Source organism: Uruburuella suis, assembly GCF_022870845.1.
Lineage (GTDB): Bacteria > Pseudomonadota > Gammaproteobacteria > Burkholderiales > Neisseriaceae > Neisseria > Neisseria suis.
Genome location: NZ_CP091507.1, coordinates 2,169,016 through 2,193,739, shown reverse-complemented (window position 1 = coordinate 2,193,739; position 24,724 = coordinate 2,169,016). Strand labels below are relative to the sequence as shown.

The window sequence follows — 24,724 nt, the reverse complement described above, 5'->3', positions numbered from 1 at the left end:
ATCAAACTGTTTTATCATGCTCCGATGCAGCCGAAAGCTTTGCAGCAGCGCCCGCGCGGCCGGCTTCGGCGTTTACACACAACAGGAGAGAGGCTATGGCCGAACATATTTCATCCCATTTCAATCAAGAGCTGGAAAACGTGCGCAGCGAAGTGATGCGCATGGGCGGGCTGGTGGAAGCGCGTTTGCAGCAAGTGCTGGCCGCTTTAGACGAAGGCAGCAGCAGCGGGCTCACCGAAGTAATTGATGGCGATGCCGACATCAACAAGCTCGAAGTGGAAATCGACGATGCCTGCCAAACCATTATCGCGCGCCGCCAGCCGGCTGCCGGTGATTTGCGTTTTGTGCTGGCGGTGAGCCGGGTGATTGTGGATTTGGAGCGCATCGGCGATGAGGTGAAAAAAATAGCCCTCAAAGCACACGAGCTTTTGGGCAACAACCGCGTGGCCGCGCCCGAGCTTTACAACACCCACCGCATGGGCACGGTCACGCTGGGCATGATACACCGCGCGCTGGATGCGTTTGCCCGGCTCGACACCGGCGCCGTGATCGAGCTTTCCGAAACCGACAAACACCTCGATGCCGATTACCGCGCCCAATTGCGCAGCCTGATTACCTTTATGATGGAAGACCCGCGCAGCATCAGCGCCACCATCGACATTATGTTTATGAACAAATCCATCGAGCGCATCGGCGATCATGCCGAAAACATTGCCGAGCATGTGGTGTATCTCACCCGCGGCATTGATGTGCGCCACCGACCGCTGGAGCAGATTAAGGCCGATTTGTCAGAATAGTTTCAGCGCTTTCTTTAGCAGCCTTCGGGCTGCTTTTTTGTGGGCGCAAATGTTTCATACCCATTCAAAAAATAATAAACAAACAGGCAGCCTGTAGGTCGGATTCTCGAATCCGACACTTGTTCGCAGAACAAGGCACGCACATTGCTTTGGCCGATGGCCAAACGTCGGATTCAAGAATCCGACCTACGCGTATGATGCTGCCGAACTGCTTTTATTTTGTAAGGTTATTTTTGGAATGGGTATCAGACGGCCTTTGCCAAAACCGACACGCTGCCCTGAAACGCTTTGCCGGATGAAGGTTGTTTCATTTGAAATTTAATTAAAATCAATTGCTTATTAAATGTTTCAGCGAATATGTAAGGCTTTGTAAGTTTTGTCACACAGTTGAAACAAAGCTTGCTTAAACTGGCAACGTTTGAAACCGCCCCTTCTTTACGATAGAGAGAAACATTATGCAAATCCGTATTTTGAGCGCTGCGCTGATCGCCGCTTTCGCCCTGGCCGCCTGCGGCGGCTCCAACAACACTGCTCCGGCCGCACAAGAGGGCGCTTCTGCCGCTTCGCCTGCTGCCGCTTCCGATAAAGTGGTGCTGGACATCACCGGCGCCGGTGCTTCGTTTCCGCAGCCGATTTATGTGCAATGGGCGCAAGCCTATCAGGCGGCAAGCGGCGGCCGCATTAATTATCAATCTATCGGCTCTTCGGGCGGCGTGAAACAGATTGCCGCCAAAACCGTGGATTTCGGCGCGTCTGATTCGCCCCTGAAAGCGGAAGATTTGGAAAAAGAAGGCTTGGTGCAGTTTCCGACTGTGATCGGCGGCGTGGTGCCGGTGGTAAATGTGGAAGGCATCAAGCCGGGTGAATTGAAGCTCACCGGCGAGGTGTTGGCCGATATTTATCTGGGCACCATCAGCAAATGGAACGACCCGAAAATCGCCGCTTTAAACGAAGGCCTGAAGCTGCCTGATGCGCCGATTACCACCGTGTTCCGCTCCGACGGCTCGGGCACCAGCTTTATTTTCACCACTTATCTGAGCCAGGTTTCGCCCAAGTGGCAGGAATCGGTGGGCGCGGCCAACACGGTGAAATGGCCCACTTCCAGCTCGGGCGCGGCCGGCAAGGGCAATGAAGGCGTGTCGACTTATGTAAACCGCGTGAAAAATTCCATCGGCTATGTGGAATATGCTTATGCCAAGCAAAACAATATGTCGCACGTGCAGCTGCAAAACAAAGCCGGCCATTTTGTGCAGCCTTCGCAAGAGAGCTTTGCCGCTGCGGCCGATGTGGATTGGAAAAGCGTGCCGGGCTTCAGCTTGGTGCTGACCAATCAGCCGGCTGAAAAAGCGTGGCCCTTGGCTGCCGCCACCTTTATTTTGGTGCACAAAAAAGCCGATGATGCGGCCAAAGCCAAAGCGGCGCTGAGCTTCTTCGACTGGGCTTATCAAAACGGCGACGATGCGGCTGCCAAGCTTGATTATGTGCCGCTGCCCGCATCGGTGAAAGATTTGGTGCGCGCCGAGTGGAAGCAGATCACCGATGCCAACGGTGCGGCGATCTACTGATGAAGCAAAAGGCCGTCTGAACGGCAATCCGGCGGTTGCGGATTGTTTCAGACGGCCTTTTTAAAGTTGTGCAAACGATGGTGCTTGTGCAGCAAACACTTATGCAAAAGAACACATCTTATGAGCTCACTCCAACAAAAGCTCAAGCAGCAGCGCCTGCTTGACACCTTATTTGTCGGCACCACCCGTTTGTTTGCCTTTTTGGTGCTGGCCAGCTTGGGCGGCATTCTGATTTCGCTGGTGATCGGCGCTTTGCCCAGCATGCGCGAATTCGGCTTCGGCTTTTTTACATCTTCCAATTGGGACACGGTGCAAGGCCAATATGGCGCACTCGCGCCCATCTACGGCACTTTGGTTACCTCGGCCATCGCCTTGCTGATTGCCGTGCCGGTGAGCTTCGGCATTGCCGTGTTTCTCACCGAATTGTGCCCGGCATTTTTGCGCCGGCCGCTGGGCATTGCGGTGGAACTTTTAGCGGGCATTCCCTCGATTATCTACGGCATGTGGGGCTTGTTTGTGTTTGCACCCGTGTTTGCCGATTATATCCAGCCGTTTTTCATTAAATATTTCGGCGATCTGCCGCTGATCGGCATGCTGTTTCAAGGCGCGCCCATGGGCATCGGCATGTTTGCCGCCGGCCTGATTCTGGCGATTATGATTATTCCGTTTATCGCCTCGGTGATGCGCGATGTGTTTGAGGTAACGCCGCCGATGCTGAAAGAATCGGCCTACGGCTTGGGCAGCACCACTTGGGAAGTGGTGCGCCATGTGGTGCTGCCTTACACCAAAGCCGGTGTGGTGGGCGGCATCATTCTCGGCCTCGGTCGCGCGTTGGGCGAAACCATGGCGGTTACCTTTATTATCGGCAACACCTTCAACATCAGCGCCAGCCTGTATAACTCGGGCGTGTCGATCACCTCGGCGCTGGCCAACGAATTTGCCGAAGCGGTGGACCCGTTGCATTTATCATCGCTCTTATATCTGGGCCTGATTCTCTTCCTGATTACCTTTGTGGTGTTGTGCATTTCCAAAGTGATGTTGTTGCGCATGCAGCGCAATGAAGGCCGCTCACACTAAAGCTCGAGGAAAACCTGATGCAAAGCAATATGAATAACGCGGTTTACCGCCGCCGCCGCTTGGTGAGCCGCTTCAATCTCACCATGGCATGGCTCACAATGGCCTTCGGCCTTTTCTGGCTGGGTTGGATTTTCTACACCTTGTTTTATGAAGGCTTCAGCGGCCTGGGCACGCATATTTTCACGCTCGACACACCGCCGCCGGGCATGGAAGGCGGCTTGCGCAATGCCATTTTGGGCAGCCTGATGATTACGCTCTTCGGCCTTTTGATCGGCACACCCATCGGCATTTTGTGCGGCATTTTTCTGGCCGAATTCGGCCAGCGCAGCAAATTGGCCGCCGCCACCCGCTTTATGAACGACATTTTGCTCTCCGCGCCCTCTATCGTAATCGGCCTGTTTATTTACGAATTGGTGGTGGTGCAGCAAGGCCATTTTTCCGGCTGGGCAGGCTCGCTGGCCTTATCGCTGTTGGTGATTCCGGTGGTGGTGCGCACCACGGAAAACATGCTCAAGCTCGTGCCCAACAGCCTGCGCGAAGCCGCTTATGCGCTGGGCACGCCCAAATGGAAGCTCGTGATGATGGTCACGCTGCGGGCGGCGCAGGCCGGTGTGCTCACCGGCGTGTTGCTGGCATTTGCCCGCATTTCCGGCGAAACCGCGCCCTTGCTCTTCACCGCGCTCAACAACCAATTTTTCAGCACCAACATGAATCAGCCGATTGCCAACCTGCCCAACGTGATTTACCAATTCGCCATGAGCCCTTACAGCGATTGGCACGACTTGGCCTGGGCTGCCGCGCTGCTGATTACGCTCACCGTGCTGATTGCCAATATTCTGGCGCGCTACATCAGCAGCAGAAACAGCTGACCGAGGCCGCCTGAAACACCGAACACTTGCTTACACTTATTTGATTACACCAAGGAATCACAATGGAAACCAAAATCGCCGTGCGCAATTTCAACTTTTACTACGGCTCTTTCCACGCGCTGAAAAACATCAATCTGGATATTCCCGCCAACAAAGTCACCGCCTTTATCGGCCCCTCCGGCTGCGGAAAATCCACCTTGCTGCGCACCTTCAACCGCATGTACGACCTTTATCCGGGCATGAAAGCCGAGGGCGATTTGCTGCTGGACGATAAAAACATTCTCGGCAAAGATATCGACCTGAACCTCTTGCGCGCCAAAGTGGGCATGGTGTTTCAAAAGCCCACGCCCTTTCCCATGTCGATTTACGACAACGTCACCTTCGGCGTGAAGCTTTACGAAAAGCTGAGCAAAAGCGAATTGGACGACCGCGTGGAATGGGCTTTGCGCAAAGCCGCGCTGTGGGGCGAAGTGAAAGACAAGCTCAAGCAAAGCGGCAACTCGCTCTCCGGCGGCCAGCAGCAGCGCCTGTGCATCGCGCGCGCCGTGGCCAACAAGCCCGAAGTGGTGCTGCTCGACGAGCCCACTTCCGCACTCGACCCGATTTCCACCGCCCACATCGAAGAATTGGTAACCGAGCTGAAAAAAGACTACACCATCGCCATGGTCACCCACAACATGCAGCAAGCCGCGCGCGTGTCCGATTTCACCGCCTATATGTATTTGGGCGAATTAATCGAAGTGGACCGCACCGAAAAAGTGTTTAAAAACCCCTCGCGCAAAGAAACCGAAGATTACATCACCGGCAAATTCGGCTGATGGGTTTTGAAGCGGTGGGATGATGAATCTTGCCAAGAGGCCGTCTGAAAACTTTTCAGACGGCCTTGTGGCATCATCAGCCATAAGCCGCGCAACACCTCTTGCGCTGCCCGCTGCCCGATAGCAATGATAGATAGCTTATTCCCTGTATCCGCTATAAAATAAGGTTTCAGACGGCCTCGGGCAAACTAGGCCGTCTGAATGCATTTGTTTTCTTTTAATCAAAGGCCGTCTGAACGCTGTTGCGCCATGCATAAAATTATTCCGATTATCCACGTGCTCTCCAAGCTCGGCGTGTTGTTTTCCGTGCTGCTGTTGGTGCCGACGTTTGTGTCGTATCTGTTTCTCGACGATGCGCTGCCCGCATTCGGCCGCACCGCGCTGGTGACCATTATCGGCTCGGTATCGGTGTGGCTGCTCACCTGGCACTACAACCGCGAGCTGCGCCAGCGCGACGGCTTCACGCTGGTGTTTATGCTGTGGGTGGGCTTTGCCGCCATCGCCGCGATGCCGTTTTATCTTTATTTTCCCAATATGAGCTACACCGATGCGTTTTTCGAGGCGATGTCGGGGCTCACCACCACCGGCGCCAGCGTGATCAACAGCCTCGACACGCTCGCGCCTTCGCTCAATTTTTGGCGCCATATGCTCAATTGGCTCGGCGGCATGGGGATTATCGTGCTGGCGGTGGCGATTCTGCCCATGCTCGGCGTGGGCGGCAGGCAGCTTTTCAAAGCCGAAATCCCGGGCGTGGATAAAGACAGCAAATTGGCACCGCGCATTTCGCAAGTGGCCAAAAAACTGTGGATGGCCTATCTTTCCATCACCGTGGCGTGTTTTTTGGCGCTGCATTGGGCGGGCATGAGCTGGTTTGACGCCATCTGCCACGCCATGTCGGCGGTGTCGCTGGGCGGCTTTTCCACCCACGACAACAGCATTGCCTATTTCAATTCCGTGGCCATTGAAATGGTGATTATCGTGGCCACAGTTACCGGCGCCATCAACTATGCCAGCCATTTCGCCGCCGTGCGCAACCGCTCGCTCAAAAGCTATTGGCGCGATGAAGAATGCCGGGTGATGCTGGTGGTGCTGGGCGGCAGCATTGTCGCCGCCAGCCTTTATCTGTGGCAGCAGCAGTATTACACGAGCCTCTCGGATGCGTTTCGCTTTGTGGGCTTCAATTTTGTGTCTATCGGCTTGGCCAGCGGCTTTGCCAACACCGATTTTGCCACCTGGCCGCTCTTGGCCTCGCTGTGGATGTTTTTCCTCTCCAACCTTTTAGCCAGCTCAGGCTCGATGGGCGGCGGCATTAAAAACGTGCGCGCGCTGGTGCTGTTTAAATTCAGCCTGCGCGAAGTGGTGCTGCTTTTGCACCCGCATGCCGTGCGCACAGTGAAAATCAACAAGCGCAGCATACCCGACCGCACGGCGCTGACGATTTTGGCCTTTATTTCGGTGTATTTCATCACCGTGGTGCTGTTTACCTTTTTGATGATGGCCACCGGGCTCGATTTTATGTCGGCCTTCACCGCCGTGATCGCCTGCATCACCAATGCCGGCCCCGGCTTGGGCGAAGTAGGCCCCGCCAGCAACTATGCCTTGCTCACCGACAGCCAAAAATGGTTTTGCACCATGGTGATGCTGCTGGGGCGGCTGGAAATTTTCACCGTGCTGGTGTTGCTCACCCCCGCTTATTGGAAAAAATAATTTCAGACGGCCTGCATGCACAGGTACGACATGCGTAGGTACGATTAGCGCAGCGTAATCGTACGCATGCCCCCGCCGTGTTGCTTGGTTTTTAGGCCGTCTGAATGCCGGATAATGTAAATCTTCTACCGCACACGCCCGCGCCGCGCCCAAAATGCTTGTCATTCACTATAATGGCCGTCAAAGCCGCATAGGCCAAACCCCTTTCCCGCCACACCATGTGCTGACCCCGTCAGCCCGCATTTATCAAGAGGCCACACATGTCTGCATACCGCACCTTCAAATTCACCGCATTGGCCGCCGCCGCCTTGGCGCTGGCCGCCTGCTCCTCGCCCGAGCAGCCGCTGGAGCCGATCAACACCCGCGACACCTCCGGCGTAAGCCTGCCCGGCAGCCGCAGTGTGGAAACGCCCGCCAAAATCATGTCGGATTACAGCCTTTACCGCAGTGCGCTGGAAGCCGTCAAGCGCAACGATGATGTATTGCCCGCCCAATTTTTAAGCCAAGCCGGCAGCAGCGCCATGGCCGAAACCGTGCGCAACGAATGGCTCAAAAGCCTCGGCCGGCGCGGCCAATGGCCGCAATTTCAGCAGCAATATGCCTTGCTCGATAAAGAAGGGCGCGCGCAAGAAGTGCAATGCTATGCCGACTATATCGGCGGCGGCAAGAGCGCGCTGGCCGATGAATTGGTGCGCGAAATCGGCCGCCTGCCGCAAGGCTGCAACACCTTGCTCGAATCCGCCGCTGCCGGCGGCCGCCTGAACCAGGCCGATGCCTGGCGGCGCGTGCGCGGCTTAATCAGCAACAACCAAATCACCGATGCCCGCAACTTGGCCGCCGCTTTGGGCAGCCCGTTTGAGGGCACAGGGCAGGGCGCGCAGGAATACAGCATGGTCAACATCATCGGCCGCAATGCCAAATCCACGCCCGAAGCCGCCGCCCGCTTAGAAGCCATGTCCGGCAGCCTTAGCCGCGCGCAAAGCGGCTTTGCTTGGGGCGTGCTCGGCCACGCGCAAGCGCTCAACCAAAACATGCCCGCCGCGCTGAGCTATTACAACCGCGCCGATCGCAGCCAGCTTTCCAACGACCAATTCGAATGGTATGCCCGCGCCGCCTTGCGCCTGCAACGATGGAGCGATTTGGCCGGCATCATCAACAGCATGCCCGATAAATTGAAAAACACCCCCGACTGGCGCTATTGGCTCGCCCGCAGCTATGCTGCACAAGGGCAGCAGGCGCGTGCCAAAGCCCTTTATGAAAAAGTGGCCGAGAGCGGGCGCAATTTCTATGCCGTGCTGGCCACCGAAGAGCTGGGCGGGCGCATCAACACCCGCAATAATGTGGGCACAGCGCCCAAAAGCGATGTTAACAAACTTGCACGCGACGGCGCCGTCGACCGCTCGCTCACCCTGTTTCGCGCCGCCCAAAATGGCGATGATTGGAACATGCGCCGCCAAGCGCAAGCCGAATGGCGCTATGCCACCCGTGGTGCCGATGAAAACACTTTGCTCGCCGCCGCCCAATTGGCATTTGACAACCAATTTTACGAAATGGCCATCAACAGCGCCGAGCGCACCGACAAAAAGCTCAACTACAACCTGCGCTATATCTCGCCCTTCCGCGACCTCACCGAACGCTACGCAGCGCAGGCCGGCGTAGATCCGGCCTGGGTATACGGCCTGATCCGCCAGGAAAGCCGCTTTATGATAGGCGCACGCTCCAATGTGGGCGCGCACGGCCTGATGCAGGTGATGCCCGCCACCGCGCGCGAAATCGCCGGCAAAATCGGCATGAGCCCCGACCAATTGCACACCATGGACGGCAACATCCGCATGGGCACTTGGTATTTGGGCGACGCCAAACGCCGCCTGAGCAACGATGAAGTGATGGCCACCGCCGGCTACAACGCAGGCCCCAGCCGCGCGCGCCGCTGGCAGGCCGCCACCCCGCTCGAGGGCGCGATTTATGCCGAAACCATTCCGTTTAACGAAACCCGCGATTACGTGAAAAAAGTGATGACCAACGCCACTTATTACGCCAGCCTCTTCAACGAGCCGCAAACCTCGCTGAAACAGCGCATGGGCACGGTGCCGGGGCGTTAAGCGTTTAGCGGCAAACATCAAAACCAAGGCCGTCTGAAAGTTTTTCAGACGGCCTTGACTTTATCAGCAGCGTAAGCCGCAGCTTTTGCGGTGCAATCGTACACATACAGTCTGTCGCTCCTGCGTAGGCAGGAGCCTGTAGTGGAATGCACGAAAAAGTGACACAACAAGCCCATAGGCCGTCTGAAACGTTGGCTTATCAACATAAGCTGTTCCGTTATAGAGCATTGTTTTGTATCACTTGTTCTTGCATTTCACTATGGCGCAGCAAGGTGAGACAAGGCCGTATGATTATTTTTTGGATTGGCATTAAATTTCATTATGTGCAGCTACGCACGCCGCGCTTTGGCGGCGTCATCATGCGCATGAATATGCATGGCTGCATAAAACGCAAAGGCCGTCTGAAAGTTTTTTCAGACGGCCTGAAACATTGTTTTACCTGAGGGATTGCGTTATCCGCTTTGGCGCGGATTCGTATCCAAATCGGCTTTATAGGCAATCGTGCCGTGCCGGTTGCGACCGATAGACACATCCAGCGCCTGGCCGCGGCGGGTGAATTTCAAATCGGCGTCATCCGGCTCGATGGCCGAGGCCACCACTTTGAAGCCGTGCCGTTGGGCGTGGTTGCGTACTTGCCGCGCCAGCGCCTGCACGCTGTTTTGCCCCGCTTGCAGGCTGAATTCGGCGGCAAATCCGCCGCTGCTTTTTTGGTCGGCCAAAACCGTTTGCGCGCCGCGCGGCTGGAAAATCTCGTTGGGCAGCGCGGCGGAAAAGGCGCTGGCGGAAAAGAGCGCCATAATGCCGGAGAGCGCGAGTGCAGTTGTCGGCTTTTTCATGCTTGTCCTTTCGGGTTGTGCAGAATCGGCTGTTTGGAGTGCGCTTGGGGCAGAGGGTTCGGCAATGTGGGCATTTTCTGCCGGATTTTACGGTTTGATGGCGCGATATGGCATGTTTTGTGGTTTTTTTACACAAACAGGCCGTCTGAATGCGGCGTTCAGACGGCCTGTTTGTTGTTTTTCTCAAGCGCTTTTCACAATCTCGGTGAGCGGCCAGCGCGGCTTCACATTAAACGCGCCGGCGCTGTGGCCGCTTTGCAAACGCATGGCGCCGGCAAAGGCAATCATCGCGCCGTTGTCGGTGCAGTATTCGAGCGGCGGGAAAAACACGTTTATTTTTTCGGCCGCCGGTTTCGGGCGGCCTTTTTCAGACGGCCTGCGCACGCTCAAGCGGGCGAACACTTCGCGCAGCTTCCAGTTGGCACCCACGCCGCCGGCCACCACCAGCGTGCGAAAACCCGTGTCGAGCAGGGCTTTTTGCGCTTTGGCGGCGAGCACGTCCACCACCGCATCTTGAAAAGCGCGGCAGATGTCGTTGCGGGTTTGCGCGGGTATTTCATCGCTGCCGCTTTGCGCGCGCACTTTTTGCACGGCGGTGAGCACGGCGGTTTTGAGGCCGGAAAAGCTCATCTGCAAATCGGGCGAATGCAGCATCGGGCGCGGCAATTGAAAGGCATCGGGCGAGCCGAGCCTGGCCAGCTCGGATAATTTCGCGCCGCCCGGATAAGGCAGGCCGAGCAGCTTGGCGGTTTTGTCGAAGGCTTCGCCGGCCGCGTCGTCGACACTTTCGCCGAGCAAGGTGTAGTCGCCTATGCCGCGCACGGCCATCAATTGCGTGTGGCCGCCGGAAACCAGCAAGGCCACAAAAGGAAATTCGGGCTTTTCAGCGGCCAATAAGGGCGAGAGCAGGTGGCCTTCGAGATGGTGCACCGCAATGGCGGGCTTGCCCAGCGAAAAAGCCAGCGCGTTGGCAAAGCTTGCACCGGCCAAAAGCGCGCCGCCCAAGCCCGGGCCCTGTGTAAAGGCCACGGCATCGATATCGGCATAGCTTTTGCCGGCTTCTTGCAAGGCTGCTTCGGTGAGCGGCACCAGCCGGCGGATGTGGTCGCGGCTGGCCAATTCGGGCACCACGCCGCCGTATTCCGCGTGCATCGCCATTTGCGTGTGCAATTGGTGCGCCAACAAGCCGTGCGTGTGCTCGTAAAGCGCCACGCCGGTTTCATCGCATGAAGATTCGATTCCCAATACCAACATTTGCTGCCAGCTCCTGCCTAAAATAGCGATCGGTTTCAGACGGCCTTTTTTTGTGAATCAACACAGAGGCCGTCTGAAAAGTAAAGCATGATATTTTAACGGATTTCCCGATTGATTTGGCTTATAATGCCGATTCTTTTTTAGCGGCGGTTCGCAACCATCCCGCCCGGAACCTGCGTTCCCAATCAAAACTAGGAAACCGAAATGCCACAGCAAAAAGCCTTGGTTATCTTTTCAGGCGGCCAAGATTCTACCACCTGCCTGATTCAGGCGATTCAAACTTACGGCCGCGAAAATGTCGAGGCCGTCACTTTTCAATACGGCCAGCGCCACGCCGTCGAGCTGGAAAAAGCGCGCTGGATTGCCGCCGATTTGGGCGTGCCGCAAACCGTGCTCGATTTGAGCCTGATGCAGCAAATCACCCACAATGCGCTGATGGACGATAAAGCCGAAATCCGCACCGCCGATAGCGGCCCGCCCAACACGTTTGTAGACGGGCGCAATGCCTTGTTTCTGCTTTATGCCGCGATTTACGCCAAAAGCCGGGATATTGTGCACATCATCACCGGCGTGTGCGAAACCGATTTTTCAGGCTACCCCGACTGCCGCGATGTGTTTGTGAAATCGATGAATGTCACCCTCAATCTGGCGATGGATTATGCTTTTCAAATCCACACGCCGCTGATGTATCTCACCAAAGCGCAAACTTGGGCGCTGGCCGATAATCTGGGCGCGCTCGATTATGTGCGCACCCACACCCACACCTGCTATATGGGCGTGGCCGGCGGCTGCGGTCAATGCCCCAGCTGCGTGCTGCGCGAGCGCGGGCTGGCGGAATATCTGGCGCAAAAAGGCGCTTGAATTTTCAGTAACCGTCATTCGTCATTGTCGGGCTTTGACCCGACAATCCAGAACGCCGATTCCAAAAACGATTCTCTTTGCTCAGTATCCCAACAGACTGGATTGTCGGGTCAAAGCCCGACAATGACGGAATGGAAAGTGTATATCAAAGTGTATATCAATGAATAAAGTCATGCAGCCTGCCGTGTATATCATGGCCAGTCAGCGCAATGGCACGCTGTATATCGGCGTAACCTCCAATCTGATTCAGCGCGTTTACCAACATCGAAATCATCAAGTGGCAGGATTTACCGACCGTTATCAAATATCCCTGCTGGTTTGGTATGAATTGCACGAGAATATGGAAAGTGCGATTGGCCGCGAAAAGCAATTGAAAAAATGGCAGCGTAAATGGAAGCTTGATTTGATTGAACAACATAATTCAGCTTGGCGCGATTTGTGGCCGGATATTATCGGCTAATGTGACAATCTACTTAACAATAGGCCGTCTGAAACCTTCAGACGGCCTCGGAACATAAATGATGAAAATCACCAAAACCTTCTCATTCGACATGGCGCACATGCTCGACCATCACGACGGCAAGTGCAAAAATCTGCACGGCCACACGTATAAACTCGAAGTGGAAATCAGCGGCGATTTGATACTCGGCGGCGCTAAAGACGGCATGGTGATCGACTTTGCCGATTTGAAAACCATCGTGAAAAAGCTGGTGGTAGAGCCGTTTGACCACGCCTTTATCTACCACACCGAAAGCGCGCGCGAGTGCGAAATCGCCGCCATGCTCGAAGGCTGGCAGCTTAAAACCCTGCCGATGGCCAAACGCACCACGGCGGAGAATATGGCGCAATATATGTTTGACCTGCTGCGCAACGAAGGCCGCTTGAACGTATCCGCGCTGCGTTTGTGGGAAACGCCCACTTCTTATTGCGAGTGCAGCGCGTGAGGCCGTCTGAAATGCAAACCATCCACCCCGAAAACCCCGAATTCCGCATTGTGGAAATTTTCGAAAGCCTGCAAGGCGAGGGCTACAACACCGGCATGAGCGCCGTGTTTATCCGCTTGGGCAAATGCAATCTGGCCTGCGCCTGGTGCGACACCGATTACCTGAAATTCGGCATGATGCGCCTGAGCGACATTTTAAGCCGCCTGCAAACCTATGCCGCGCGCAACATCATCATCACCGGCGGCGAGCCCACCATACAGCCGCATTTGAGTGTTTTGCTCGATGCGCTCAAAGCGCAAGGTTATCGTTTGTGCATCGAAACCAACGGCCTCAAGCCTGCGCCCGTGCAAATCGATTATGTGGCCGCCAGCCCCAAAGCCTGCTATGCGGAAAAATACCGGCAGCAATGCATTGAAGCGGCCGATGAAGTGCGCATTGTGGCCGATGGCGATGTGTTGGCTTTTTGCGCCGAAATGGAGCAGAAAATCCGCGCCGCTCATTATTATCTTTCGCCCTGCGAAATCGACGGCCAAATGAATATTTACGACACCATCCGCCAAATCGGCCTGCTCAACGCGCGCGCCGATGCCCAAGTGCATTGGCAGCTCAGCGTGCAAACGCATAAATGGGCGGGCATTGAATAATCAGGTGCTAGGACGCCCTAGAGTCTGTTCACAATTCATCTCGTGGCAATCTTTTGGCTCAAAAACGCGCCTGCCACGTTGAAAATGCTCGCAAGGTGTCCAACCTTGCTGCGCTTTTCGCCTTGCAAACGCGCTTTTGCACTCAAAATCTTACGCACGGATGAAATGTGAACAGACCCTGGTGTTGCAGGCCGTCTGAAACCGCATTTTTCAGACGGCCTGCAATACACGTTCTTTGCCTGCAACACACGCTTTTTTATGATACATTAGGCGCTGTTTATATTTCATTTCGCGGCAATCTTTTGGCGATCAAACGTGCCGGTTGCGCTTTTTGCCTTGCATATACGCTTTTTCGCTCAAAATCTTACCCGCGAATAAATGTAAACAGCCCCGAGCATTTTGTCGACAAAAAAGGCGCGTCGTGTTTCAGACGGCCTGTTTACACCAAAGCCGTTAATGAGCCATTTATCCGATATTATCCGCGCCGACATCCGCGCCATGAGCGCTTATCAAGTGGCCGCGCTGCCCGAAGGCTTCACTAAGCTCGATGCCATGGAAAGCCCGTATCACCCGTTTGCCCACTCGCCCCAATTGCAGGCCGAATGGGCTGCCCGCTTGGCTGAAGCGCCGATTCATCTTTATCCCAATCCTGCCACCAGCGGCCTGCAAGCCGCGCTGCGCCAGGCTTTTGATATTCCGGCCGCTGCCGAAATCGCGCTGGGCAACGGCTCGGATGAATTAATCCAACTCATCACCATGCTGGTGGCCAAGCCCGGTGCTGCGGTGCTGGCGCTGGAGCCGAGCTTTGTGATGTATCGGCACAATGCGCAGGTTTACGGGCTCGATTATATCGGTGTGCCGCTGAACGACGATTTCAGCATGAATCTGCCGGCCGTGCTTGAGGCCATTGCCGCGCATCGGCCGGCGCTGGTGTTTGTGTCGTATCCCAACAACCCCACCGGCGTGGGCTTTTCGCGCGCCCAAGTGCAGGCCATTATCAATGCCGCGCCCGGCGTTGTGGTGGTGGACGAAGCCTATGGCGCATTCAGCGGCGACAGCTTTTTGCCGCAAGCGGGGCAGATTGAAAATTTGGTGCTGATGCGCACCGTGAGCAAAATCGGCTTTGCCGGCATACGCGTGGGCTATGCCGCCGGCTGCGCCGAAATCATCAACGAGCTGGCCAAGATCGTGCCGCCTTATAATATGAACCAGCTGAGCCTGGCCACCGCCAAATTTGCGCTCGAGCATGCCGATGCCATTGCTGCCACCACCGCCAAGCTCAAAGCCGAGCGCGAGCGCATGCTGGCGCAATTGCAGCAAATCGCCGCTATTCAAGCTTTTGAGAGCGAAGCCAATTTCATCACCGTGCGCGTGCCCGATGCAGATCAATTGTTTGACACGCTCAAGCAAAATAAGATTTTAATTAAAAAATTGCACGGCGCGCACCCGCTGCTGGCGCAATGTGTGCGCATCACCATGGGTGCGCCCGGGCAAAACGATGCCGTGTTGGCGCTGATGCGCGCGCTGTATGAAAAATAAAGATAAAATGCAAACAAACCTGAGCGTATTTGCGTTTTGCATTTAAGTGATTGCTTTTATTGATAAAAAAGACCGGATTATGAAAAAAATACAAACCCATCTGCAAAACCTTTATCTGCTGATCGAAGAAGCCGGCTCGCTTGGCGAGCTGGCCCGCCGCAGCGGCTACGACAACCCTTCCGCGCTGTATCAGCTGAAACACCGCCTGGAAAAACAGGCGCAGGATGAAACCGCCAAAGGGCGCGGCATCCAATCGGCCTTGCAGGCCAAGCTAGAAAACGGCATGGGCAAGCCCGCCGGCTGGATGGGCAGAAAGCATCTGTCTAAAGAAGAAAAGGCCGAAAAAGCGGAAAAAGCCGCTGCCGAGGCCGCGCTGGCCATGGCTGCGGAAGCAGCGCAAACGCGCAGCGCCACCGTGAGCCGCCACACCAGCGAAACCCAAATCACCGTGTCCATCAATCTGGATGGCACCGGCCAAAGCCGATTCGACACCGGCGTGCCTTTTCTCGAGCACATGCTCGACCAAATCAGCCGCCACAGCCTGATTGATCTCGACATCACCTGCCGGGGCGATTTGCACATCGACGACCACCACACCGTGGAAGACATCGGCATCACGCTGGGGCAGGCGCTCAAGCAAGCTCTGGGCGACAAAGCCGGCATCTGCCGCTACGGCATGAGCTATGTGCCGCTCGATGAAGCCTTGAGCCGCGTGGTGCTCGATTTGTCCGGCCGCCCGGGCTTGGTGTACAACCTCGAATTCACCCGCGCCATGATCGGCAAATTCGATGTGGATTTATTCAGCGAATTTTTCCACGGCTTGGTCAACCACAGCATGATGACGCTGCATATCGACAACCTGCGCGGCATCAATGCACACCATCAAGCCGAAACCGTGTTTAAAGCGTTTGGCCGCGCGCTGCGCATGGCCGTGGCGCACGATGAGCGCATGGCCGGTCAAATGCCCTCCACCAAAGGCACGCTCACCGCCTGATGCAGCTTGCTGTTTATATCAGGCCGTCTGAAAGTGCAGGGTTTCAGACGGCCTGATTGGCTTTATGCTCGAATGATGTCGGCATTCAGGCATCGGTTAAATCTTGCTAAAGGCCGTCTGAAAGCTTTCAGACGGCCTTTTTCTTGTTATGATAAAAACACTTGAGCCTTGCCGCTCATTCACACAATAACTGCCACAAGGAGAAAATCATGAATAAGCCCAACCCCACGCACGCCCAAGTAATGGAATCGCAAGAGTGCGATGCGGTAATACAAGAGCGCTGCGATGATTACCTGCACCGCGAAGCCGCCCAAGCCGAGCAGGCGCAGGCCGGCAGCGTGGCAGCGGGCGAGCAGGATTTCGATGCCATCAAGCCGCAAGTAGAGCTCAACACCGACCAGATTTCCGAATGCCACGAGCCCACCACCGCTGATGAAATGGAAGCGGAAGAGCGCGAATTGGTGATTGAAGATTCGGTGGACGATGCCATTACCTATGCGCAAAAGCCCCTGAGCGATGAGGAAATCCGCCGCAAAGCGCTCACCCGTCTCGACCAAATCGACCCCAATCCGAAAGACGGCAATCATTGCTGAAGCGCGCCGGATAAATGATTATATGTTCATAAAAAGGCCGTCTGAAACATTCAGACGGCCTTTTTGGTGATGGGGATTAAGATGAATATTGTTTGCAATGTAGTGAAAAGTAGCTTTTTATTGTTAACAATCAAATCGATAGCGGTAAAATATTCTGATTTTATTGATTGAATAATATCAGCCACTTATGATTTGAGTGTGTTAATCGGGTTGTCAAATAAAATAGGTTAAGCTAGGATAAATTCCATCAAGGCGGGGCGGCTTTTTTGCGGCGGCTGCGGGCTTGTGCAGAATAACGACAACAACATAGGAGCAAGAAATGAAATTGACAGCACTCAAACCTTTCAGCCTCGCCTGCTTGGCGGCATTGAGCTTGGCGGCTTGCGGCGGCGAAGCATCGAAACCGGCCGAAAGCAGCGCATCAGGCGCCGCGCCGGCCGCAGCAGGGCAGGGCACTTTGGAGAAAATCAAATCGTCGGGCACCATTGTGTTGGGGCACCGTGATTCTTCCATTCCGTTTTCCTACATTGCCGATCAGCCCAATCAACCGGTAGGCTATGCCCATGATTTGCAGCTCAAAGTGGTGGAAGCGGTGAAAAAAGAGCTCAACATGCCCGATTTGAAAGTGCGCTACAACTTGGTTACCTCGCAAAACCGCATCCCGCTGGTGAGCAACGGCACGGTAGATTTGGAATGCGGCTCCACCACCAACAATCTCGAGCGTCAAAAGCAGGTGGATTTTTCCAATGCTTTCTTTGAAATCGGCACCCGCCTGATGGCCGCCAAAGATGCCGGCATCAACGGCTTTGGCGATTTGAAAGGCAAAACCGTGGTCACCACGGCCGGCACCACTTCCGAGCGTTTGTTGAAAGAATATAACGACAAAGAAAAGCTCGGCATGAACATTATTTCCGCCAAAGACCACGGCGAAGCCGCGCTGATGCTGTTTAACGGCCGCGCGCAAGCCTTTATGATGGATGATATTTTACTGGCGGGCGAGCGTGCCAAAACGCCCAACCCCGATAATTGGGTGATTGTGGGCGAGCCGATGTCGTTTGAGCGCTACGGCTGCATGGTGCGCAAAGGCGATGCGCCGTTTAAAGCGGTGGTGGATGGTGCGCTGGATGCCACGTTTAAAAACACCGCCGAAATCGATGCGCTGTATAAAAAATGGTTTGAAAGCCCGATTCCGCCCAAAGGCGTGAATTTGGCATTTCCGATGTCGGCGCAGGTAAAAGAAATTATCGCCAACCCCACCGATAGAGCCGCAGAGTAAACATTTCAAACAGCCGGCACATCATGTGGCAAAAGGCGGCGGGTTTGAAAAGCCCGCCGCCTTCTTTAGATGGCCGGTGCGAGCCGGATGGTTTTCAGACGGCCTGAGACTTTTGCAAAACCGGATATCTGTCGCATCCGCGCAGGCAGGTGCCCGGTGCAAAGCAGCGCTTTGCTTGCCTCACACATTTCTGAAAATAAAAGATTCTCTATAAAATCAAATATTTGATTTTATGTGTTGATGGTAGCTAGCTGCCCGACAACTGAAGCTGCGCTTCAGGCTGTGCTCCTGCCTACGCAGGAGCGACGGAAAGGGCGTTTGGTGTATATAAAAGCCAATATTCTGCCGTATCAGGGCAGAATCCAAACAACAGAAGGAACGGAATATGGGCTATTCCTGGAACTGGGGCGTGCTGTTTGACAGCACCGGCATCGGCAACGAAACCTATTTGAGCTGGATGCTCTCGGGCCTCGGCTGGCTGTTTTTAATCGGCGGCATCGCTTGGCTTATCGCGCTCACGCTGGGCACGGTGTTGGGCATTATGCGTACGCTGCCCAATAAGCCGCTGCAAACCATCGCTTCGGCCTATGTGAGCCTGTTTCGCAACGTGCCTTTGCTGGTGCAGCTTTTTATCTGGTATTACGTGGTGCCGGGCTTTTTTCCCGAAGGCTTGCGCCAATGGTGGTATTTCGGCCTTGCGCCCAACACCTCGGCCATGCTCTCGGCCAGCGTGGGCTTGGGGCTTTTCACCGCCGCGCGCATTGCCGAGCAGGTGCGCACCGGCATTCAGTCGCTGCCGCAGGGGCAGAGCCACGCCGCTTATGCGCTGGGATTCAGCACTGCTCAAGTTTACCGGCAAGTGCTGCTGCCGCAGGCTTTCCGGGTGATTTTGCCGCCCATGAGCTCGGAATTGACCAACTGCTTTAAAAACGCCTCGGTGGCATCGCTGGTGGGCGTTGCCGAATTAATCAGCCAAACCAAAACCATTGCCGAATACACGCAAAACAATTTTGAAATCTACACCTATGCCACGCTGATTTATTTGGTGATTAATTTGGTTTTGATTATGTTAATGAATTTTCTCGAGCGCAAATACAGAGTGCCGGGCTTGATGGCGGAGGGCAAATAAGATGGCTTTCGGAATTGCAGAATTGCAGGCGGCATCGCCCGGCCTTTTGGCCGGCATCACCACCACGCTGGAAATCGTGGCGATTGCTGTGGCCGGCGGCATGGTCATCGGCACGCTGCTGGCGCTGGCGCGTTTATCGCCTTTTAAAATCTTGTCGCTGCCGGCCAAGCTTTATGTGAATTTTTTCCGCTCGGTGCCTTTGCTTTTGGTGCTGATCTGGTTTTACTTCGCCGTGCCGATGATGTACAACTGGGCCACCGGGCGCTATCTCACCATCAACGTGGCTTTTGCTTCGTGCGCGGTGGCGTTTATGGTGTTTGAGGCGGCTTATTTTGCCGAAGTGGTGCGCGCGGGCATACAGTCGATTTCCAAAGGGCAGGTGAATGCGGCCAAAGCACTGGGCATGACTTACAGCCAAACCATGCGGCTCGTGATTCTGCCGCAGGCTTTCCGCAAAATGCTGCCGCTGATTTTGCAGCAGAGCATTATTCTGTTTCAAGATACCACGCTAGTGTTTGCTATCGGCTTGGTGGATTTCTTCCGCGCCTCTTATGTGCGCGGCGATTTGATGGGCATGCTCACGCCGTATATTCTGTTTGCCGGTGCGGTGTATTTTGCGGTGAGCGCGATTGCCACTTTTGGTGTGAAACGTTTGCAAAAAAGATTGCGGGTGTAAAAATGATTGAAATCAACAATGTGAATAAATGGTATGGCGATTTTCAGGTGCTCACCGATTGCAGCACCCGCATTGCCAAAGGCGATGTGGTGGTGGTGTGCGGCCCTTCGGGCAGCGGCAAATCCACGCTGATTAAATGTGTAAACGGGTTGGAGCCTTTCCAAAAAGGCGAAATCGTGATCGACGGCACGTCGGTGGGGCATCCGCAAACCGATTTACCCAAGCTGCGCAGCCGCGTGGGCATGGTGTTTCAGCATTTCGAGCTGTTTCCGCATCTGAGCATCACCGACAACCTCACCGTGGCGCAAATTAAGGTGCTTGGCCGCAGCAAGCAAGAAGCGCTTAAAAAAGGGCTGGCCTATCTCGACCGCGTGGGCTTGAGCGCGCAGGCGCACAAATATCCGGCCGAATTGTCAGGCGGCCAGCAGCAGCGGGTGGCGATTGCGCGTGCGCTGGCCATGGATCCGGTGGCTATGCTGTTTGACGAGCCCACTTCCGCGCTTGATCCGGAAATGATTCAGGAAGTGCTCGATGTGATGGTGGGCTTGGCTAAAGAGGGCATGACCATGATGTGTGTTACCCACGAAATGGGCTTTGCCAAGCAAGTGGCCAATAAAGTGGTGTTTATGGATGCCGGCCAGATTGTGGAAGATTGCAGCACTGAAGAATTCTTCGGCAGCCCGCGCAGCGAGCGGGCGCAGCAATTTTTGTCGAAAATTTTGAACCATTAAATCGAAAAGGAGGCGGCCGAAGAATCGGCGCTTTCTTCAGGAAACACTTGGCAATCAGGCCGTCTGAAACATACAATCGCTTTTCAGACGGCCTGCCGGTTTTCGCAGGCTGCATCTAATACCCATTCAAAAAAGTAAGCTAACAAGGCGGCGAGCCGAAGACAGTACAGATAGTATGGCAAGGCGAGACAACGAAGTTAGGTTATTTTTTGGGATTGGTATAACACTATGAAAGGCCACGATGTTTATCACCTTGCTGTTGGTTACATTTGTGCTGGCGCTGGCGGTGTCGGCCTTAGTGGCGCGTTTGTTTGCGCAGCCGCTGCACAATATCCTCACCCGCATTATCGACGACCCCATCAGCGAAGCCTGGGTGCGCTATATGAAGTTTGCCATTTTGGTGGTGGGCGTGTCGGCCGGCGTGCGTATCGGCGAGCTGGAAAAATACATCACGCCGTGGCGCTGGGATGAAAAAGCCCAAATCGTGCCGCTTACCGGCGAGCGCTGGGTGCTCGAAGTGTATCGCACCATTATCGAATCGCTGCAAGGCATCGCTTGGATGCTGCTGGTGTTTTTCGTGGTGGCGCTGATGGCTTATGTGGTGGTGCGCTTGGGCGAGCTCAAACGCCGCCGTGCGGATACGCAAAATCAAACCCTTAACTGAACCGATTATGTTGCCTAGTGTGTTGTTGTTGATTTTTGGAAAATTGCAGGATTATGTGGGCCGCAACGGCCCGGTTTGGCCGTGGGCGCTATCCTACGGCTTGTGTTTGGGCGTGGCGGGCTTTGTGGTGGTGGGCGGCGAGATGTCGCCGATTGCCGCAGCCGCTTTCGGCTTTTATTGTTGGGCTTATCTGGTGCTGCTGCGCCAATGGCGCAGCGAGCGGGTCCGCTGGCTCTCGCTTTATTGGTTTGGCGCTTTGTTGCCGCTGGTGATTGTGTTGGTGTCGTTTTCGGTGATGCAGCGCAGCCTGTAGGGTATCCTGACATTTCGATTTATGGGTGTATTTCGTCCCTGAAAACGCATCTGCTGCGTTAAAAAGCCTCGCAAGGTGTCCAACCTTGCTGCGTTTTTTGCCTTGCATCTGCATTTGCAGGAACAAAATCCTCCTCATAAACGAAATGTCAGGATACCCCAGGGTCTGTTCACAATTCATCTCGTGGCAATCTTTTGGCTCAAAAACGCGCCTGCTGCGTTGAAAATGCTCGCAAGGTGTTCAACCTTGCTGTGCTTTTCGCCTTGCAGCCACGCTTTTGCGCTCAAAATCTTACGCACGGGTGAAATGTGAACAGCCCCTAACGCAGAAAAAAGGAAAATCGCATGAAAGTGGTGGTGGTGGATTACGGCATGGGCAATCTGCATTCGGTGCTCAAATCGGTACAGGCGGCGCAGAAGCTCGCCGGTGTGCGCGCAGAAATCGAGCTCACCGATGCGCCCGAAAAAGTGTTTGCCGCAGATAAAATCATTTTTCCCGGCCAAGGCGCGATGCCCGACTGCATGGCCGCGCTGCAACAAAGCGGCTTGGGCGAAGCGGTTTCAGACGGCCTGAAAAACAAACCTTTTTTCGGCATTTGCGTGGGCGCGCAATTGTTGTTCGACCACAGCGAAGAGGGCAACACACCGGGCTTGGGCTGGTTTGCCGGCGAGGTGAAACGCTTTGCCGCCAATCAGCACGATGCGCACGGCGACAAGCTCAAAGTACCGCATATGGGCTGGAACACGGTGCACCAAACGCAGGCGCATCCTTTGTTTGAAGGCATTGCGCAAGACACGCGTTTTTACTTTGTGCACAGCTATTATTTCGCCCCGGCCGCGCCCGATATTGTGCTGGGCAGCAGCGAATATCCGCATGAATTCGCCTGCGTGGTGGGCAAGGATAATGTGTTTGCCACGCAATTTCACACCGAAAAAAGCCACGATGGCGGCTTGCTGCTTTTGCGTAATTTTTTGCGCTGGAACGGCTAAATTGTGTAAAATACATTTATGTATGTTTTCAGACGGCCTGTGCGATTGCGCGGCCGTCTGAAACTGTGTCTGCATAAAAGGCCGTCTGAAAATATTCAGGCCGCTTAAACCCTATGGAAATAAAATGTTACTGATTCCTGCAATCGATTTAAAAGAAGGCAGCTGCGTGCGCCTGAAGCAAGGCCTGATGGATCAGGCCACTGTGTTTTCCGACGAGCCTGCCGAAATGGCGTTGCATTGGGTGAAACAAGGCGCGCGCCGCCTTCATTTGGTGGACTTGGACGGCGCCTTCGCCGGCAAACCGAAAAACCTCGAAGCCATCAGCGCCATTTTGCAGGAAGTGGGCAAAACCCTGCCCGTGCAGCTGGGCGGCGGCATCCGTGATTTGGCCACCATCGAAAAATACCTCGATTTGGGGCTCACCGATGTGATTATCGGCACCGCTGCGGTGAAAAACCCGCAGTTTGTGCGCGAAGCCTGTAAAGCCTTTGCCGGCCATATTATTGTGGGGCTGGATGCCAAAGAGGGCATGGTGGCGATTGACGGCTGGGCCACAGTAACCGAGCACCATGTGGCCGATTTGGGGTGGCAATTTGCCGACGACGGCGTCAACAGCATTATCTACACCGACATCGGCCGCGACGGCATGATGAGCGGCGTGAACATCGAAGCCACCGTCAAGCTGGCCGAAGCCGTGGGCATACCGGTGATTGCTTCGGGCGGCCTCACTAATCTCGACGACATCCGCGCCTTGTGTGCCGTCGAGCCACAAGGTGTTGCCGGTGCGATTACCGGCCGCGCGATTTACGAGGGCAGCATTGATTTTGCCCAAGCGCAAAAGCTGGCCGACGAGCTGGCCGTCTGAAAGCGCGATGCGGCAGTTTGCCGCAATATCAGGCAGCCGTTTGGGAGCGGCTGCCCGCCATACCACAGCATTCAGATTTAAGGGAATCTCATGCTTGAAGCATTTATTTTGGGCTTTTGGACGATATGGTCGTCCAATCGCGACATCTACGCGCTCACCGAAAGCCTGGGCTTTATGATATTGGTGGTGTTGCTGCGCACGGCCATCGCTTTCCAGTTGCCGCACATCGATTTGGGTTGGGGCATCAGCATGGGTTTGTTGTGGGCTTATGTGGGGCTGTCTTTTTGGGTGGTCAACCGCTTTGCCACCAGCTTTATGACCACATTGGGCTTTGCCATGGTGTCGGCCATCGGCTATTTCCAGCTCTCCGCCCATGTGGAAACCTGGGTGGCCGGCTGGCTGGCGTGAATTAGGCAAGGCCGCATTTTCAGAGTAAACAATTATGGCATTAGCAAAACGCATTATCCCCTGCCTCGATGTGGACAACGGCCGCGTGGTGAAAGGCGTGAATTTTGTCGGCCTGCGCGATGCGGGCAACCCCGTGGACGTGGCCAAACGCTACAACGACGAGGGTGCCGACGAATTGACTTTTCTCGACATTACCGCCAGCAGCGACAACCGCGACACCATTTTGCATGTGATTGAAGAAGTGGCTTCGCAAGTGTTTATTCCGCTCACCGTCGGCGGCGGCGTGCGCAGCGTGGCCGATGTGCGCCGCCTGCTCAATGCCGGTGCCGATAAGGCCGGCATCAACACCGCCGCCGTGACCAACCCCGATTTAATCAACGAAGCCAGCGGCTTTTTCGGCTCGCAGGCGATTGTGGTGGCGATCGACGCCAAAGCAGTCAACCCCGAAAACACGCGCTGGGAAGTGTTTACCCACGGCGGGCGCAAGGCCACCGGCATTGATGCGGTGGAATGGGCGCTCAATATGCAGGCGCGCGGCGCCGGCGAGATTCTGCTCACCAGCATGGATAGAGACGGCACCAAAATCGGCTTCAATCTGGCGCTCACTCGCGCCGTGAGCGAAGCGCTGGATATTCCGGTGATTGCATCGGGCGGCGTGGGCAATGTGCAGCATTTGGTTGAAGGCGTGAAAGAGGGTAAAGCCGATGCCGTGTTGGCGGCGAGCATTTTCCACTTCGGCGAAGTGCGCATCAGCGAAGCCAAAGCAGCCATGCGCGCTGCCGGGATTGAAGTGCGGCTGTGAACACAACAACAAGGCGGGTGCAAACCTGCCTTGTTTTTTGCCGGACGGGCAGCCGCCGGTAAAACGGGCGGGTGCGTTGAATCAGAAAAAGGTGGGGCAACGCAGCGCCGGTTTGGAACGTGCCGCTATAAAATGCGCAGACACACACAAGGCAGCATAAGCGTGTGTATAAAAAAGGCCGTCTGAAAGCCGCGAACCGGTATTTAAAATAGCCGTGCCGGTTGAAGCTGCGCGGTTTTCAGACGGCCTTTGATTCGAATTATTATTTTAA

Annotated in this window: 27 protein-coding genes; 25 read left to right on the top strand and 2 right to left on the bottom strand. The window is 55.2% G+C overall.

Going from position 1 to position 24,724, the window contains the following annotated elements; translation table 11 throughout:
- The first annotated feature begins 95 nt into the window (after positions 1-95).
- From phoU to LVJ78_RS09955, 8 genes are all read left to right on the top strand, one after another.
- On the top strand, positions 96-797 hold the full coding sequence (gene phoU, locus LVJ78_RS09990) for a phosphate signaling complex protein PhoU (RefSeq protein ID WP_132953881.1): 702 nt from the start codon (positions 96-98) through the stop codon (positions 795-797).
- Between the two features lie 455 nt (positions 798-1,252).
- Positions 1,253-2,362 (top strand): phosphate ABC transporter substrate-binding protein PstS, encoded by a 1,110-nt coding sequence (gene pstS, locus LVJ78_RS09985; protein ID WP_132953882.1) that lies wholly within the window; start codon positions 1,253-1,255, stop codon positions 2,360-2,362.
- Positions 2,363-2,482: 120 nt separating this feature from the next.
- Positions 2,483-3,439 (top strand): phosphate ABC transporter permease subunit PstC, encoded by a 957-nt coding sequence (pstC, locus tag LVJ78_RS09980; protein ID WP_132953883.1) that lies wholly within the window; start codon positions 2,483-2,485, stop codon positions 3,437-3,439.
- A 29-nt stretch (positions 3,440-3,468) separates the two neighbouring features.
- A complete protein-coding gene (pstA, locus tag LVJ78_RS09975; RefSeq protein WP_207894301.1) occupies positions 3,469-4,308 on the top strand; it encodes a phosphate ABC transporter permease PstA in 840 nt (279 codons plus the stop codon).
- A 62-nt stretch (positions 4,309-4,370) separates the two neighbouring features.
- Positions 4,371-5,126: a phosphate ABC transporter ATP-binding protein PstB gene (pstB, locus tag LVJ78_RS09970; protein WP_132953885.1), complete on the top strand. Its 756-nt coding sequence runs from the start codon at positions 4,371-4,373 to the stop codon at positions 5,124-5,126.
- Positions 5,127-5,375: 249 nt separating this feature from the next.
- A complete protein-coding gene (locus tag LVJ78_RS09965; protein WP_132953886.1) occupies positions 5,376-6,833 on the top strand; it encodes a TrkH family potassium uptake protein in 1,458 nt (485 codons plus the stop codon).
- Between the two features lie 260 nt (positions 6,834-7,093).
- Entirely contained in the window at positions 7,094-8,935 is a 1,842-nt protein-coding gene (locus LVJ78_RS09960) for a lytic transglycosylase domain-containing protein (RefSeq protein WP_132953887.1), read from the top strand.
- Positions 8,936-9,081: 146 nt separating this feature from the next.
- Positions 9,082-9,378 (top strand): hypothetical protein, encoded by a 297-nt coding sequence (locus LVJ78_RS09955; RefSeq protein ID WP_132953888.1) that lies wholly within the window; start codon positions 9,082-9,084, stop codon positions 9,376-9,378.
- A 9-nt stretch (positions 9,379-9,387) separates the two neighbouring features.
- Here the strand turns inward: LVJ78_RS09955 and LVJ78_RS09950 are convergent, their stop codons facing one another.
- Together LVJ78_RS09950 and tsaD are read right to left on the bottom strand one after the other, a co-directional pair.
- Positions 9,388-9,771, bottom strand: a complete 384-nt coding sequence (locus LVJ78_RS09950; protein WP_132953889.1) for a hypothetical protein — start codon at positions 9,769-9,771, stop codon at positions 9,388-9,390.
- A 183-nt stretch (positions 9,772-9,954) separates the two neighbouring features.
- Entirely contained in the window at positions 9,955-11,025 is a 1,071-nt protein-coding gene (gene tsaD, locus LVJ78_RS09945; RefSeq protein WP_132953890.1) for a tRNA (adenosine(37)-N6)-threonylcarbamoyltransferase complex transferase subunit TsaD, read from the bottom strand.
- 204 nt (positions 11,026-11,229) lie between these two features.
- On the opposite strand from tsaD, the gene queC reads away from it, so the two are divergent.
- The 17 genes from queC (at position 11,230) to hisF (ending at position 24,453) form a co-directional block, all read left to right on the top strand.
- Positions 11,230-11,886 (top strand): 7-cyano-7-deazaguanine synthase QueC, encoded by a 657-nt coding sequence (gene queC, locus LVJ78_RS09940; protein WP_132953891.1) that lies wholly within the window; start codon positions 11,230-11,232, stop codon positions 11,884-11,886.
- 172 nt (positions 11,887-12,058) lie between these two features.
- The gene (locus LVJ78_RS09935; RefSeq protein ID WP_132953946.1) at positions 12,059-12,346 is read left to right on the top strand and encodes a GIY-YIG nuclease family protein; all 288 of its coding nucleotides are present in this window, start codon (positions 12,059-12,061) and stop codon (positions 12,344-12,346) included.
- Between the two features lie 61 nt (positions 12,347-12,407).
- Positions 12,408-12,830: a 6-carboxytetrahydropterin synthase QueD gene (gene queD, locus LVJ78_RS09930; RefSeq protein WP_132953947.1), complete on the top strand. Its 423-nt coding sequence runs from the start codon at positions 12,408-12,410 to the stop codon at positions 12,828-12,830.
- A gap of 11 nt (positions 12,831-12,841) precedes the next feature.
- A complete protein-coding gene (locus LVJ78_RS09925) occupies positions 12,842-13,474 on the top strand; it encodes a 7-carboxy-7-deazaguanine synthase QueE (protein WP_132953892.1) in 633 nt (210 codons plus the stop codon).
- Between the two features lie 456 nt (positions 13,475-13,930).
- Positions 13,931-15,013 (top strand): histidinol-phosphate transaminase, encoded by a 1,083-nt coding sequence (gene hisC / locus LVJ78_RS09920; protein ID WP_132953893.1) that lies wholly within the window; start codon positions 13,931-13,933, stop codon positions 15,011-15,013.
- A gap of 79 nt (positions 15,014-15,092) precedes the next feature.
- Positions 15,093-16,007, top strand: coding sequence for an imidazoleglycerol-phosphate dehydratase HisB (gene hisB, locus LVJ78_RS09915; RefSeq protein ID WP_132953894.1), 915 nt, complete (start codon positions 15,093-15,095; stop codon positions 16,005-16,007).
- 209 nt (positions 16,008-16,216) lie between these two features.
- Positions 16,217-16,600, top strand: a complete 384-nt coding sequence (locus LVJ78_RS09910) for a hypothetical protein (RefSeq protein WP_132953895.1) — start codon at positions 16,217-16,219, stop codon at positions 16,598-16,600.
- Between the two features lie 325 nt (positions 16,601-16,925).
- On the top strand, positions 16,926-17,876 hold the full coding sequence (locus LVJ78_RS09905) for a transporter substrate-binding domain-containing protein (RefSeq protein WP_481557202.1): 951 nt from the start codon (positions 16,926-16,928) through the stop codon (positions 17,874-17,876).
- Between the two features lie 385 nt (positions 17,877-18,261).
- Entirely contained in the window at positions 18,262-19,005 is a 744-nt protein-coding gene (locus LVJ78_RS09900; RefSeq protein ID WP_132953897.1) for an amino acid ABC transporter permease, read from the top strand.
- Position 19,006: 1 nt separating this feature from the next.
- Complete coding sequence (locus tag LVJ78_RS09895; RefSeq protein WP_132953898.1) at positions 19,007-19,681, top strand: amino acid ABC transporter permease; 675 nt, start codon at positions 19,007-19,009, stop codon at positions 19,679-19,681.
- A 2-nt stretch (positions 19,682-19,683) separates the two neighbouring features.
- Complete coding sequence (locus tag LVJ78_RS09890; RefSeq protein WP_132953899.1) at positions 19,684-20,412, top strand: amino acid ABC transporter ATP-binding protein; 729 nt, start codon at positions 19,684-19,686, stop codon at positions 20,410-20,412.
- 241 nt (positions 20,413-20,653) lie between these two features.
- On the top strand, positions 20,654-21,076 hold the full coding sequence (locus LVJ78_RS09885; protein ID WP_132953900.1) for a hypothetical protein: 423 nt from the start codon (positions 20,654-20,656) through the stop codon (positions 21,074-21,076).
- Positions 21,077-21,083: 7 nt separating this feature from the next.
- Positions 21,084-21,389: a hypothetical protein gene (locus tag LVJ78_RS09880; protein WP_132953901.1), complete on the top strand. Its 306-nt coding sequence runs from the start codon at positions 21,084-21,086 to the stop codon at positions 21,387-21,389.
- Between the two features lie 344 nt (positions 21,390-21,733).
- Positions 21,734-22,378: an imidazole glycerol phosphate synthase subunit HisH gene (gene hisH / locus LVJ78_RS09875; RefSeq protein ID WP_132953902.1), complete on the top strand. Its 645-nt coding sequence runs from the start codon at positions 21,734-21,736 to the stop codon at positions 22,376-22,378.
- Between the two features lie 124 nt (positions 22,379-22,502).
- Complete coding sequence (hisA, locus tag LVJ78_RS09870; RefSeq protein WP_132953903.1) at positions 22,503-23,243, top strand: 1-(5-phosphoribosyl)-5-[(5-phosphoribosylamino)methylideneamino]imidazole-4-carboxamide isomerase; 741 nt, start codon at positions 22,503-22,505, stop codon at positions 23,241-23,243.
- A gap of 90 nt (positions 23,244-23,333) precedes the next feature.
- Positions 23,334-23,651, top strand: a complete 318-nt coding sequence (locus tag LVJ78_RS09865) for a multidrug transporter MatE (protein ID WP_132953904.1) — start codon at positions 23,334-23,336, stop codon at positions 23,649-23,651.
- A 34-nt stretch (positions 23,652-23,685) separates the two neighbouring features.
- On the top strand, positions 23,686-24,453 hold the full coding sequence (hisF, locus tag LVJ78_RS09860) for an imidazole glycerol phosphate synthase subunit HisF (protein ID WP_132953905.1): 768 nt from the start codon (positions 23,686-23,688) through the stop codon (positions 24,451-24,453).
- The last annotated feature ends 271 nt before the right edge of the window (positions 24,454-24,724 follow it).